Origin of the sequence: Lachnoanaerobaculum sp. Marseille-Q4761 (genome assembly GCF_017565785.1) — a bacterium.
GTDB lineage: Bacteria > Bacillota > Clostridia > Lachnospirales > Lachnospiraceae > Lachnoanaerobaculum.
Map to the genome: position 1 here is coordinate 1,508,658 of NZ_JAGEKB010000001.1, position 13,746 is coordinate 1,522,403.

The 13,746-nt window shown below is 37.5% G+C and carries 14 protein-coding genes; all 14 read left to right on the forward strand.

The features are described from left to right. Positions 1-200: 200 nt before the first annotated feature. The 14 genes from J4O15_RS06955 (at position 201) to J4O15_RS07020 (ending at position 13,656) form a co-directional block, all read left to right on the forward strand. Positions 201-488: a type II toxin-antitoxin system RelB/DinJ family antitoxin gene (locus tag J4O15_RS06955; RefSeq protein ID WP_208100187.1), complete on the forward strand. Its 288-nt coding sequence runs from the start codon at positions 201-203 to the stop codon at positions 486-488. Next, a complete protein-coding gene (locus tag J4O15_RS06960) occupies positions 478-792 on the forward strand; it encodes a type II toxin-antitoxin system RelE/ParE family toxin (protein ID WP_208100188.1) in 315 nt (104 codons plus the stop codon). Before J4O15_RS06955 ends, J4O15_RS06960 begins: the two co-directional genes overlap by 11 nt. Positions 793-959: 167 nt before the next feature. Continuing rightward, positions 960-1,433 carry a low molecular weight protein-tyrosine-phosphatase gene (locus tag J4O15_RS06965; RefSeq protein ID WP_208100189.1) on the forward strand — a complete coding sequence of 158 codons (474 nt, stop codon included), beginning with the start codon at positions 960-962 and terminating at the stop codon, positions 1,431-1,433. Next, positions 1,420-2,217 (forward strand): beta-carotene 15,15'-monooxygenase, encoded by a 798-nt coding sequence (locus J4O15_RS06970; protein WP_208100190.1) that lies wholly within the window; start codon positions 1,420-1,422, stop codon positions 2,215-2,217. Before J4O15_RS06965 ends, J4O15_RS06970 begins: the two co-directional genes overlap by 14 nt. A gap of 177 nt (positions 2,218-2,394) precedes the next feature. Further along, positions 2,395-3,609 (forward strand): iron-containing alcohol dehydrogenase, encoded by a 1,215-nt coding sequence (locus J4O15_RS06975; protein ID WP_208100191.1) that lies wholly within the window; start codon positions 2,395-2,397, stop codon positions 3,607-3,609. Between the two features lie 280 nt (positions 3,610-3,889). After that, positions 3,890-4,297: a Fur family transcriptional regulator gene (locus J4O15_RS06980; protein WP_009220680.1), complete on the forward strand. Its 408-nt coding sequence runs from the start codon at positions 3,890-3,892 to the stop codon at positions 4,295-4,297. 9 nt (positions 4,298-4,306) lie between these two features. Next, a complete protein-coding gene (locus tag J4O15_RS06985; protein WP_208100192.1) occupies positions 4,307-5,374 on the forward strand; it encodes a metal ABC transporter substrate-binding protein in 1,068 nt (355 codons plus the stop codon). 12 nt (positions 5,375-5,386) lie between these two features. Then, positions 5,387-6,058: a metal ABC transporter ATP-binding protein gene (locus J4O15_RS06990; RefSeq protein WP_208100193.1), complete on the forward strand. Its 672-nt coding sequence runs from the start codon at positions 5,387-5,389 to the stop codon at positions 6,056-6,058. Beyond that, entirely contained in the window at positions 6,055-6,885 is an 831-nt protein-coding gene (locus tag J4O15_RS06995) for a metal ABC transporter permease (protein WP_009220677.1), read from the forward strand. The genes J4O15_RS06990 and J4O15_RS06995 overlap by 4 nt, the downstream gene beginning before the upstream one ends. A gap of 217 nt (positions 6,886-7,102) precedes the next feature. Beyond that, positions 7,103-8,638: a 2,3-bisphosphoglycerate-independent phosphoglycerate mutase gene (gene gpmI, locus J4O15_RS07000; RefSeq protein WP_208100194.1), complete on the forward strand. Its 1,536-nt coding sequence runs from the start codon at positions 7,103-7,105 to the stop codon at positions 8,636-8,638. Positions 8,639-8,945: 307 nt separating this feature from the next. Continuing rightward, positions 8,946-10,052 carry an S-layer homology domain-containing protein gene (locus J4O15_RS07005; protein ID WP_208100195.1) on the forward strand — a complete coding sequence of 369 codons (1,107 nt, stop codon included), beginning with the start codon at positions 8,946-8,948 and terminating at the stop codon, positions 10,050-10,052. Between the two features lie 10 nt (positions 10,053-10,062). Next, positions 10,063-11,790 carry an efflux RND transporter periplasmic adaptor subunit gene (locus tag J4O15_RS07010; protein ID WP_009220674.1) on the forward strand — a complete coding sequence of 576 codons (1,728 nt, stop codon included), beginning with the start codon at positions 10,063-10,065 and terminating at the stop codon, positions 11,788-11,790. Then, complete coding sequence (locus J4O15_RS07015) at positions 11,790-12,494, forward strand: ABC transporter ATP-binding protein (RefSeq protein ID WP_009220673.1); 705 nt, start codon at positions 11,790-11,792, stop codon at positions 12,492-12,494. The genes J4O15_RS07010 and J4O15_RS07015 overlap by 1 nt, the downstream gene beginning before the upstream one ends. After that, positions 12,478-13,656, forward strand: a complete 1,179-nt coding sequence (locus J4O15_RS07020) for an ABC transporter permease (protein WP_009220672.1) — start codon at positions 12,478-12,480, stop codon at positions 13,654-13,656. The genes J4O15_RS07015 and J4O15_RS07020 overlap by 17 nt, the downstream gene beginning before the upstream one ends. Positions 13,657-13,746: the final 90 nt, after the last annotated feature.

Sequence of the window (13,746 nt, forward strand, 5' to 3'; positions counted from 1 at the left end):
GAAAGAAGAGTTTATGTAGGTACCGGATATCTACGAGGTATAGATAACAGTGTTTGAAAACTTATTATATTATTAATATATGTTTTGGGTAGGTGAAATTTCACTTGTAACTTGTATTTTGCAAAATCAACGCAAATGTATTGAAATAGTAATGTATTAACACTATAATAGTCTAAATAGATGGAAGTGAGGTGTGAAAGATGACAAGTACAATTCAGATAAGAGTAGAAGATGAACTAAAGAGGAAGTCAGATGCTTTGTTTAAGGATTTAGGCACAGATACAACAACAGCAATCAGAATTTTTTTAACACAGGCGATTGCAACCAATGGATTTCCTTTTGAGATAAAAAGACAGGCAGTATCAAATCCATATGCACCTATGACTGAGAAAGAGCTACTTGCAAAACTTAAAAAATCCAGAGAACAGGAAAAGTTTAGAGATGCAGATGACGTGATTTCAGATATGAGGTCAAAGTATGGATTATAAGATTGTTTTGATGCAGAATGCAGAGAATGATCTTGATAGTTTTATCTCATATCTTTTGTTTGAAAAGAGAAGCGAGCAGGCTGCCGGGAATTTATTAAATGATTTTGAAGCAACAAAGGTAAGTTTGTCAAATGTTGCCGGAAGCCTAAAACTTTGTGATAATCCAATGCTAAGAGAATTGGGATATAGAAGAATAAATTTTTTGTATCATCGATATTTTATGCTTTATCGTATTGAAAAGGATACTGTTTATGTGGATAATATTTTTCATGAGTTGCAAGACTATGAAAATAAAATGAATTAAATCTTTTAATATATAGTTAAAAGAAACTTATTAAGAGTTGCAATTGAAAGAATTATTAAAAATGAGTTGAGAAAAATATAAGATGCACTACCAATATGAGTAAAAAAGAAAGGTTAACAGAGAGAAGACATTAAGATGTCTAATCTCCGGTAAAATAAGGAAATAATATGATTAAAGTACTCTTTATCTGCCATGGCAATATTTGTCGTTCACCTATGGCAGAATTTATAATGAAAGACAAAGTGAAAAAGCTTGGGCTTGAGGATTTGTTTGAGATAGCCTCGGCAGCTACAAGCTCGGAGGAGATATGGAACGGAGTGGGAAATCCGGTGTACCCGTCTGCAAAGGATGAGCTAAAGAAACACGGAATAGCCTGCTCAGGTAAGAAGGCAAGGCAGATTGTAAAGTCTGACTATGAGGAATATGACTATCTTATCGGCATGGATGATGCCAATATCAGAAATATGAAAAAGCTGTTCGGTGACGGAGAGAAGATATTCAAGCTTTTAAGCTTTGCCGGCAGTGATGATTCGGTATCGGATCCGTGGTATACCGACAGGTTTGATACTGCGTATAATGATATAAACAGAGGAATAGACGGATTTTTAAAGTATTTGGAGGAGAAAAATGTCATCAATTAAGAAGGTATTGATAATAAAGGTGCTTGTATCGCTGTTTTGTGTTGCTATAGGAATTGTATCATTCTTTTTGATAGCGGATAAGCTTGGAAGTGTGGATTTTCATGAAAATACAATAATTGCGCTTGATAAGAGCAGAAGTAAGGTAATGGAGCTGGCGGCGGCGGCAGTGGCATCCTCATCAGCTATTACTCTTTTGCCGGGGGATGTGGGAACTCCTATTGCACAGGAACTTGCAGATATGAGCAAATATTTTTTGATTGTGCTTTGTGCTATTTATCTGGAGAAATTTTTACTTACCGTAACAGGATTTATTGCTTTTAAATATATTATTCCTGTAGCTTGCCTGCTTTTTATAGTATTTATTGCTTCAAATGAGAAAATATTTGCAAAGATAGCAACCAAACTCTTTTTATTTGCTTTAGTTATATCATTTACCATTCCAATCAGTGTAAATATTGCAAGGATGATAGAAAGTAATTATGCCTCGTCCATACAAAGCACCCTCGACAGTGCAAAGGAAAACACTCAGACTGTGACAGAAAGTGCCAAGGAGGAAAATAAGAGCGGTAATGCTTTGGAAAAGATTGTAAATAATATTACAGGGAATATAAATGAATTACTAAAGAAGTTTGAGAATACTCTCAGTTCTTTTATAGAGGCTATTGCGGTATTGATTGTTACCTCATGTCTTATTCCTATAGGAGTGCTGTTCTTCTTCCTGTGGTTGGTGAAGCTTATGTTTTCAATAGATATAAGTGACTTTAAATTTATAAGAAGAGAATAAATACATTTTGAATAAGAGTTTATGAAAAGCATCAGAAAAGAAAATTATTAATTATTAAGAAAATATCGTTAAAATGTTGACAATATCAATGTAAGGTTATACTATATAGGTATGAAGTTTTAGTAACACTTAAGTTCTTATTATTTAAGAGCTAACGCTCAAAAAAGGAGGCTGTGTATGAGATTTACATTACCAAGAGACATTTATCATGGAAAAGATTCACTTGAGGCTTTGAAGAGTTTCACAGGCAAGAAGGCTTTTGTCTGTGTAGGTGGCGGATCCATGAAGAAGTTCGGATTCTTAGACAGAACCATCGCTTATTTGGAAGAAGCAGGTATGGAAGTAAGACTGTTTGAGGGAATTGAGCCTGATCCTTCAGTAGATACCGTAATGCGTGGTGCTAAAGAAATGATTGAGTTCGGTCCTGACTGGATAGTGGCTATCGGTGGTGGTTCACCTATTGATGCGGCTAAGGCTATGTGGATTAAGTATGAATATCCTGATTGCACTTTTGAGGATATGTGTAAAGTATTCGGTATTCCTACTCTAAGAAAGAAAGCTAAGTTCTGTGCTATTTCCTCTACATCAGGAACAGCTACAGAGGTAACGGCATTTTCTATTATCACAGACTATGAAAAGGGTATCAAATATCCTATAGCGGATTTTGAGATTACACCTGATGTGGCAATTGTAGATCCTGCACTTGCACAGACAATGCCGAAGAAACTGGTGGCACATACAGGTATGGATGCTATGACACATGCGGTTGAAGCATATGTATCTACAGCAAATTGTGATTTTACAGATCCTTTAGCTCTTCATTCTATCGAAATGATTCAAAAGAATCTTGTAAAGTCTTACAATGATGATAATGAGGCAAGAGATGCAATGCATAATGCACAATGTCTTGCAGGTATGGCATTCTCAAATGCTTTACTCGGAATAGTACATTCTATGGCACATAAGACAGGTGCGGTATTCGGAGATTACGGCGCTCATATTATTCACGGTGCTGCAAATGCAATGTATCTTCCAAAGGTTATCGCATTTAATGCAAAGGATAAGGAAGCTGCAAGAAGATATGCAAAGATAGCAGATGTACTCGGTCTTTCGGGAAATACCGAGGAAGAGAAGGTAGGGGAGCTTATCAAATATCTTAGAGGTATGAATGATGCTCTTAATATTCCACATTGTATAAAGAATTATGGTGCGGATTCATATCCTACAGAGAACGGTTTTGTACCTGAGGAAGTATTCTTAGAGAGACTTCATGATATAGCGGTGAATGCTATTGCTGATGCATGTACAGGTTCAAACCCAAGACAGCCAAGTGTTGAGGAGATGGAAAAGCTTTTGAAATGTTGTTACTATGACACAGAAGTAGATTTCTAAAATTTTTAAGTATAAAAGGCACATCAACAGACATTTTTAGTTTGTTGATGTGTTTTTTTGTATAAAAATATTAAGCCAAGTGTTTAATCAGCAGTGTTTATATGCTCCGGATTTTGCCAAGTGATGACAAAATCAAACGGCATAATATTTGAGTAAATCTAAAAATTGCACAAAAATAAAACCGGTTATCAAATTTGCTTGAAAAATGAAAAAAAAAGTTGTAATATGATAGCGAGTTTCAAATTGAGTTAAAACTCGGTGATCAAATTGGAGGTGTGGTTTGAAGAAAGCTCAATACAAAACCAGACAGTTGTTTGAAATAGAAGATTTCCTGAAAAATAATGAGAATAAGCATGTTACTGTGAATGATATTATTCTCTTTTTCAAAGAGCAGGGCAAGAATATCGGGAAAGCTACTATTTACAGGCATTTGGAAAGAATGGTAAGTGATGGTATTGTACATAAATATATGTTGGAAACGGGAGACAGTGCCTGTTTTGAATATGTTGAGAGTGAAGATACTCATCAGGTATGTTTCCACTGTAAATGTGAAAAATGTGGGAAGCTTATCCATCTTAAATGCAGTGAATTGTCTTTGATTGGAGAGCATCTGAGAGATGAACACGGCTTTGATATAGATCATGCCAGAACAGTTTTTTATGGAACTTGCAATGAATGTAGAGAATAGAGGGAGACTATGAAGAAGTATATTGGAATAGGACTTGGTATCCTTATGGTAATGATGATGGTTTTAGGTTGTGCAAAAAAGGAAAGCGGTGGCAGCGTCAGTGAGGCTGAGAGCAGCAGTACCGCAGTTGAAAGCAGCAGCGCAGAAACTAAGAAGATAAGCGTTGTTACTACTATTTTTCCTGCCTATGACTGGGTAAAGCAGGTGGTAGGTGATAATAAGAATGTAGAGATTACATTCCTGATAGATAAGGGAGTGGATTTACATAGTTATCAGGCGTCTGCAGAGGACATTGCAAAAATCACGGACAGCGACCTGTTTGTATATGTAGGCGGTGAGTCTGATGAATGGGCTGAGGATATTATCAAAGAAAATCCTAATTTAAAATATATCAGTATGGTAGACAGTATAGGTGAAGCTGCATTAGCGGAGGAACTTGTAGAGGGTATGCAGGAGGAAGAGCACGAGCATGCACACGAAGGCGAAGAACATGCACACGAGGGTGAAGAACATGCACATGAAGAGCATGCCCATGAGCATGACGGTGAGGAAGCTATAGATGAGCATGTATGGCTTTCAATCAAGAATGCTAAGACTGTAGTAGCTGCTATTGAGCATCAATTATCTGAGATAGATGCCGACAACAAAGCAAGCTATGAGAAGAATGCAAATGATTATATTGCAAAGCTTGATGAACTTGATAAGGAGTATAAGGATACTCTATCAAGCATCGAAAACAAGACTATATTAGTCGGGGACAGATTCCCATTCAGATATCTTGTAAATGAATATGGAATAAATTACTATGCTGCATTTTTAGGTTGTGACGCAGGCAGTGAGGCTTCCTTTGAAACCGTAAAATTTTTAGCAAATAAAATGGATGAGCTTAATATGTCAAAGATATTTATAATTGACGGTTCAAAGGGTGATTTGGCAAAAACTATAGTTGATAATACCAAAGATAAGAATGCTACAGTTTTGATGCTTGATTCCATGCAGTCAACAAAGAGCAGTGACAATGCAAACTACATAGATATTATGAGGAAGAATCTTGAAGTATTAAAGGAAGCATTATAGACCGGAGTTTTTATGATAAAATGTGAAAAATTATCACTTGGATATGACGGAAAGGCCATTGTAGATAATTTAAATTTTGAAATACAAAATGGAGATTATCTATGTGTACTGGGGGAAAACGGTGTGGGAAAGTCTACACTTATAAAGACGCTTTTAAAACTTATAAAACCGATTTCAGGAGAGGTTATATACAATGAAAATCTGTTGCCTACCGAGATAGGATATTTATCACAGCAACAGCAATTATTAAAGGATTTTCCTGCATCAGTTTTTGAGATTGTACTGTCGGGCTGTCAATCCAAGGTGGGAATTAGACCATTTTATAAAAGAGAGGAAAAGCAGACCGCTAAAGAAAAGATAGAAAAACTGGGGCTTTTGGATTTGATGACCAGAAGTTTCAGTGAACTCTCAGGCGGTCAGCAGCAAAGAGTACTCTTGGCAAGAGCATTGATGGCAGGGCAAAGGCTTATGATACTGGATGAGCCGGTTACAGGTCTTGATCCGGAGGCGAGCCGTAAAATGTATGAAATTATAAATGAGTTGAATAAATCAAATATGACCATTGTTATGATTTCCCATGATATAGAAGTGGCACTTGATTATGCTACAAAGGTGTTGTATATAGGTCAAAATATATTTTATGGAACCACTCTTGAATATAAAAAGAGCAGGGGGATAGCATGAAAGATATAAGTGTATATTTAAGTTATCCCTTTGTCAGATATGCAATAATTGTAGGTGTGCTTATAGCTCTTTGTTCTTCTCTCCTTGGTGTTATCCTTGTATTGAAGAGATTTTCCTTTATCGGAGACGGGCTTTCTCATGTGGCATTCGGTGCGGTAGCCGTATCTACGGTATTTAATCTTACCGACAATATGGTGCTTGTATTGCCGGTAACGATAATTGCTGCAATACTGCTTTTAAAAGGCGGAGCAAACAGTAAAATAAAGGGCGATGCATCGATAACCATGATGTCTGTAGGTGCCATGGCTTTCGGTTACCTTGTAATGAATGTGTTTTCAAGCGGAACCAATCTGGCAGGTGATGTATGTACTACATTATTCGGCTCCACTTCAATACTTACTTTGACTAAGGAAAAAGTTATTCTTTGTGTTGTACTTTCAATATTTGTAATAGCAACATTTATACTTTTCTATAATAAAATATTTGCGGTAACATTTGATGAGAATTTTGCCGTGGCTACAGGTATAAATACAAAGAAATACAATCTTTTAATAGCAATAATAATAGCAATAATTGTGGTTTTGGCGATGAATCTGGTAGGATCTTTACTTATATCGGCACTTGTGGTATTCCCTGCACTGGCATCCATGTGTGTGTTTAAAAGTTTTCTTTCAGTAACTGTTTCATCAGCCATATTTTCGGTAGTATGCACAAGCCTTGGACTTTTTATTTCTATAGTTGGAGGCTCCCCTGTAGGCGCTACTATTGTTTGTATCGATATATTGGCATTTTTTATATTCTATTGTTTAGGTAGAATAGGGCGTTAATTAAATCTGTGCTGTAGTTTGAGAAAAGCTTAAACTAATAGCACAGATATTGTTTTTTTAGGAGCTTTGTTATTTTTTTATCTTGATAATGTTTTGGAATTAATGTAAAATCAAAGCAAATTTGAAAATATGATGCGACTTTTATAAAATGAAGCCGTTGATTGATAGCATTTATTCCAAAGTGAGAGAATCTCATTTGGTAGAAAAAGAGGTATATATGGAAAAGAGACCGGTAGTATTATGTATAATGGATGGCTTGGGACTTAGAAAAGAGCATGAGCATAATGCTGTGTTTGAAGCTAATACACCCAACCTTTGTAAATTAATGAAGGAGTATCCTTTTGTAGAAGGTCAGGCAAGCGGACTTTTTGTAGGTCTGCCTGACGGACAGATGGGTAATTCGGAAGTAGGACATATGAATATGGGTGCCGGAAGAATTATCTATCAGGAGCTTACCAGAATATCAAAGGCTATAGAGGATGGAGATTTCTTTGAGAATAAGGCTCTTCTTGCAGCTGTAGAAAATGCAAAGAAAAATAACAGCGCCATACATATGATGGGACTTGTTTCAAGCGGGGGTGTTCATAGTCACAATACTCATATCTACGGACTTTTAGAGCTTGCAAAGAGAAACGGAATAAAGGAAGTTTATGTGCATGCCTTTTTGGACGGTAGAGATACACCCCCTACATCAGGCAAGGAGTTTGTGGCAGAACTTGAAGAGCAGATGGCTAAGATAGGCGTAGGTCAGGTAGCATCCGTTATGGGACGTTTTTATGCAATGGACAGAGATAACAGATGGGATAGAGTGGAAGCTGCATATTCTATAATGACTAAGGGTGGAAATTTAAAAAAGAGTGCTACAGAGGGGATACAGGAGTCATATGATGAGGGTAAGAATGATGAGTTCGTGGTGCCTTTCTCGGTAGACCATAATGGGGCAAAGACTATAAAGGATAAGGACTCTGTTATATTCTTTAATTTCAGACCGGACAGAGCCAGAGAGATGACCAGAGTATTCTGTGTGGATGATTTTGACGGTTTTGAGAGAGGAAAAAGACTTGATACCACATTTGTATGCTTTACAGACTATGATGAGAGCATGGGAAATAAGCTTGTGGCTTTCGAAAAGGAAGAGATAAAGGATACATTCGGTGAGTTTATAGCTGCACATGGTATGAAGCAGGTAAGAATTGCGGAGACTGAGAAATATGCACATGTTACTTTCTTCTTTAACGGAGGTAAGGAAGAACCGAATGAGGGAGAAGACAGAATACTTGTAAATTCTCCAAAGGATGTGGCTACCTATGATTTAAAGCCACAGATGAGTGCTTATGAGGTTTGTGACAAACTTGTGGGAGCTATAAAGAGCGGAAAGTATGATGTTGTTATTATCAATTTTGCAAATCCCGATATGGTAGGTCATACTGCTGTAGAGAATGCAGCTATCAAGGCTGTGGAGACTGTGGATGAGTGCATAGGAAAGACTGTGGAGGCTATAAAGGAAGTAAACGGTGTAATGTTTATCTGTGCAGACCATGGAAACTGTGAGACTATGGTGGATGAGGTGACAGGTGAGCCGCATACAGCACATACTACAAACCCTGTACCTTTTATTCTGGTTAATGCAGATCCTAAGTATACTCTTGCAGAGGGTGGAAGACTATGTGATATAGTACCTACATTGATTGAACTTATGGGACTTAAAAAGCCTGAGTCAATGACAGGAAAGAGCTTATTGATTGAAAAATAGTGAATTATAAGGTGTGATTAGTTGAAAATTTAAATTCACTTAATCACACCTTTTTAAATAAATTATTTATGGAAAATCTTTGAATACCCATCCTTCACATATTAAATAATCCGTAAATAATATACAAAGATAATTCATATAGCGTTAATTGACATTAAAAAACAAATGGCGTATTATGTGTATTATTAAGCTGACACAATAGGTTTGATAAATAACAAAAAATAGAAATATTTCGTTATTATTCCCGTATGGAGATATAATGGCGATATAGTACTAAATGCTTTAATACGCAGATAACGGAGGTTATATGAGAAGTAAAATAATGAGAATAGGAGCATTGGGATTGGCTTCTATATTAGCTTTTGAGAGTGTCGGTGCAGGTACGGCTTTTGCACAGAGTTCAAATTTTGATTTAAGAAAAAAGGTAATCGGTCTTACAGGTATAACATTTGTAGGAGGAAATATAGATAAGTTTGTTACCAGAGGTGAGTTTGCAAAGATGTTGGTACAGGCTTCATCATATCGCTCGGTGCTTACAAAAACCAGTAATGTTGCCGTATTTAACGATGTTCCAAAGGATAATGAAAATGCCGCTGCTATAAGAATTGCAGTGGAGCAGGGATATATGACAGGATATCTGGGCGGTAATTTTAAGCCGAATGAGAATGTTACATTAAATGATGCTATAAGAGGTGTACTGACATTGCTCGGATATCAGGCAAGCGATTTTGCCGGAGATGCAAATAATAAGAGAATGGCAAAATATGCCTTCCTTGAGTTGAACGAAAATCTTTCATCACTTACAGCCGCATCCAATCTTACAGTCAGAGATTGTATAAATCTTTTCTACAATATGCTGAAAACCAATATGAAGGATGGCGGAGCATATGTGGCAAGTGTATTTGGCGGTGAGCTAAACAGTGATAAGGAGGTAAATCCTCTAAAGCTTGCTGATAATTCACTAAAGGGACCAAAGGTAGTAAAATCCGTAAATCAGCTGGCACAGGCAATACCTTTTGATTATAAGGATGCAAATCTCTTTGTTGACGGAAGAAGCGTAGGTGCGGATTATTTTAAGAGTCTGATGCTCTCATCAGAGGTAGGACTTGTAATTTATTATTCCGTTGCGGCAAAGACTATTTGGGGATATGATGAAAATACGGATGCCACAAGTGGAAAAAAGGCTGTTCACGGAACTGTAGAAAGCATATACTATGAGTCAACATCCACTCTTACACCTACATCGGTTGTTGTAAACGGAGAGACATATAAGATTACAAGCAGTGATATGCAATTTGCATTCTCTATCTACGGAAGTATAAATGTAAATGATGATGTTACACTTGTCGTAGATATCAATAATTCTGAAGATGGATCTGCAAGCTATACAGTAGTTGACTATATTGCAGATTAGTGAGGAGAAAATGAAGAAGAAATTTATTATTATACCTGCAATTATTGCCCTTGGAATAGGCGGGTTTTTCTTTATTAAATCAAGGCAATCTGCAAATACGGATTTAAATACATATGTACCTACAGCAATAGTTACAAAACAGGATATCTCTTCTGAGATATCCTCTTCAGGTACTATTACACCTAAGGATACTTACAATATTACCGCACTTATATCCGGAGATATTATAGCTGCGGATTTTAATATCGGAGATACTGTAAGTAAGGATCAGGTACTTTATCAGATAGATAAATCAAGTATTGAATCAGATATAAATTCTTCAAATAATTCCTTGAGTAAGGCAAATACCGGATATGCTTCGGCAACTAAGGATTATGAAAAGGCAAAGTCGGAGTTTTCAGGAAATCTTTATCGTTCTACAAGAAGAGGATATATTAAGGAATTAAGTATTCAGTCAGGAGATAAAATAAGCGGCGGTACAAAGCTTGCTACAATATATAATGACAATGTGATGAATATAAGAATTCCTTTTTTAAGCCCGGAAGCTCAGAATATTACAGCAGGTATGACAGGTACTTTGACCTTGACTGAAACCGGTGAGCAAATAGAGGGTAGAGTTTTATCGGTATCAAGTATGGATCAGACCTTGGACGGTGGAAGACTGGTAAGAAATGTCACATTTGAGGTAACTAATCCCGGAGGACTTACAGATAAGACCACTGCCAATGCGACAGTAGGCGAGATGACCTCTACAGGTGACGGTACCTTTGAGGCTTCAACAAATGTTGATATGAGTGCTGATTTGGCGGAAGGTGTGGAGATAGAAAAGGTTTTGGTGAATGTGGGTGATTTTATAGAAGTAGGAACACCTATTTTTAAGATGACATCAGAATCAGCCGATAAGCTTTTAAAGACCTACAGAGATGCTGTTGACACAGCGCAGGGAAATGTGGATGCGGCAAAAAAAGGTGTGGATACAGCCAAGAAAACCTACGATGAATACACAATAAAATCTCCTATTGCAGGAAAGGTTATTTCCAAAAACTATAAGGTGGGAGATAAGGTAGGTTCAAGCGGAAGTAATAAGGCTACCACCATGGCTGTAATCTATGATATGAGTTCATATACATTTAAAATGAGTGTGGATGAGAAGGATATTACAAAGGTTCAAAGCGGTCAAAAGGTAAGGATCAAATCGGATGCATTCCCGGATCAGGATTATTCGGGTACGGTTACCAATGTCAGTCTTGAGAGTACAAGCCAAAACGGTGTATCCACATATCCTGTTACCATTACTTTGGATGAAACATATAATTTATTACCGGGAATGAATGTGGACGGATATATTACACTGGAGTCTGCAAAGGATGCATTGACTATACCGTCCGGAGCTCTTATGAGAGGTAATAAGGTATATGTAAAAGATACTACAGCAACAGAGCAAAAGGCTGATGCAGGTGAGAGTGCAGGCGGCGGTGACGGATTGATTCCTGCAGGATTTAGAGAGGTTACCGTAACCACAGGTGTTATAAATGCCGACTTTGTACAAATCACCTCAGGACTTAACGAGGGTGATGAGGTCTATGTGGATGAAAGTGCGAGCATGGATGCGGCAGCCGGAATGGACGGAATGAACAGTGCGGGCGGAGAGCCGGCACAAGGCGGTGCGGGTGCAGGCGGTGCAGGTTCGGATGCAGGCGGCGCAGATTCAGGTGATGCCGGAGCCGGAGGAGAATAATGGAAAAACTTATCCAAATGATAGATATTCGAAAAGAGTATAAGATGGGTGATGAGACGGTATATGCCAATGACGGTGTCACTCTGGATATTTACAAAGGGGAGCTGGTGGCTATTGTAGGCAAATCAGGTTCCGGAAAATCAACTCTTATGAATATCATCGGTGCATTGGATGTACCCACTTCGGGTAAATATTTTCTGGGTGGAAAAGATGTTGGAAAATTAAGCGATAACCAGTTGGCAGATATCAGAAATGAAATGATCGGTTTTGTGTTCCAGCAATATAATCTTTTGCCCAGAATGAATATTTTGGAAAATGTGGAATTACCTCTTTTATATGCCCATGTTTCAAGCAGGGAAAGAGAAAAAAGAGCAATGGAAGCTTTGGAAAAGGTAGGTCTTAGTGAAAAGGCAAAGCAGATGCCAAACCAGCTCTCAGGTGGACAGCAGCAAAGAGTAAGTATTGCAAGGGCTCTTGCCGCAAATCCGTCACTGATTTTGGCGGATGAGCCTACCGGAGCGCTGGATTCAAAGACCAGCCGACAGGTATTGGACTTTTTTAAAAAGATTCATGAAGAGGGAAATACCGTTATTATGATTACCCATGATAATGCCATTGCGCTGGAGGCGAAGAGAGTTATCAGAATAGCTGATGGCAAAATAAATTTTGATGGAAGTAGTGAGGAGTATGCTGCAATCGTTTAAACTGGCAATAAAAAGTATTATTGCAAATAAAATGAGATCGTTCCTTACAATGCTGGGACTTATTATCGGTGTATCGGCAGTTGTTATACTTGTCAGTGTAATGATGGGATATATGAATAATATGATTAAATCCTTTATGGATATGGGAGCAAATACTATCACTGTGAATTTGGTAAATATGCCTTCAAGACAGGCATCCGTAGATCAGATGTATGATTTTTTCAATGAGCATAGGGATGTATTTTCGGAAATGACTCCGCAGGTCAGCGTTAGCGGAACTATAAAGGTGGGAAGTGAAAAAACTACCACCACCACAGTTACAGGTGTAAGTGAGTACTATGGTAAACTAAAGAATTATAAATTGGAAAAAGGCAGATTTTTATCTTATGCGGATATGGTATCCAGACAAAAGGTGGTTGTAATAGGTTACTATGTGGCAAGTAAGCTTTTCGGTTCGCCAAAGGCGGCAATAGGAGAAACTGTAAAGATAAACGGTTCGGCATTTACAGTGGTCGGTGTTGTTCAAAGGCAGAATAAGGATCAATTATCAGCCAGAGGCAGTGATGATTTCGCCTTTATGCCATATTCTACAGCAGGTCAGTTAAATGGAACTTCTGTACCGGATTACTATGTTTTTGCCACTGTAAATACTGAAATAAGTAAAGAGGCTGTAAATATTTTAAAGGATTTTCTAAAGACAATTTATACTCAAAAGGAGACATATTTTGTTGAATCCATGAGTCAGATGCTTGGGGAAATCAATACACAGCTGGCTATTATGAGTACAATAATAGGAGCAATTGCAGGTATTTCACTTATTGTTGCAGGTGTTGGTGTAATGAATATCATGCTTGTATCGGTAACTGAAAGAACAAGAGAGATAGGTATAAGAAAGGCACTTGGTGCCAGAAAGAGTGTTATACTCCAGCAATTTGTTATAGAGGCATTGGTTACAAGTACAATAGGAGGTTTACTTGGGATTGTACTGGGCTGTATTGCAAGCCCTACGATAGGAAGTTTTATGAATATTGAGGCGCCGGCAAACTTTAATGCCGTAATGATTTCATTCAGTGTATCTGTAGCAATAGGTCTTATATTCGGATATATGCCGGCAATGAGAGCGGCAAGTCTGAATCCTATAGATGCGCTTAGAAGTGAATAGATGATAAATCTTTATAAGTTTTATTTTAGATATCGGGGTGGGTTATTAATCCATCCCTTTTATTTTATAAAACTGACAAATTAATTTTAA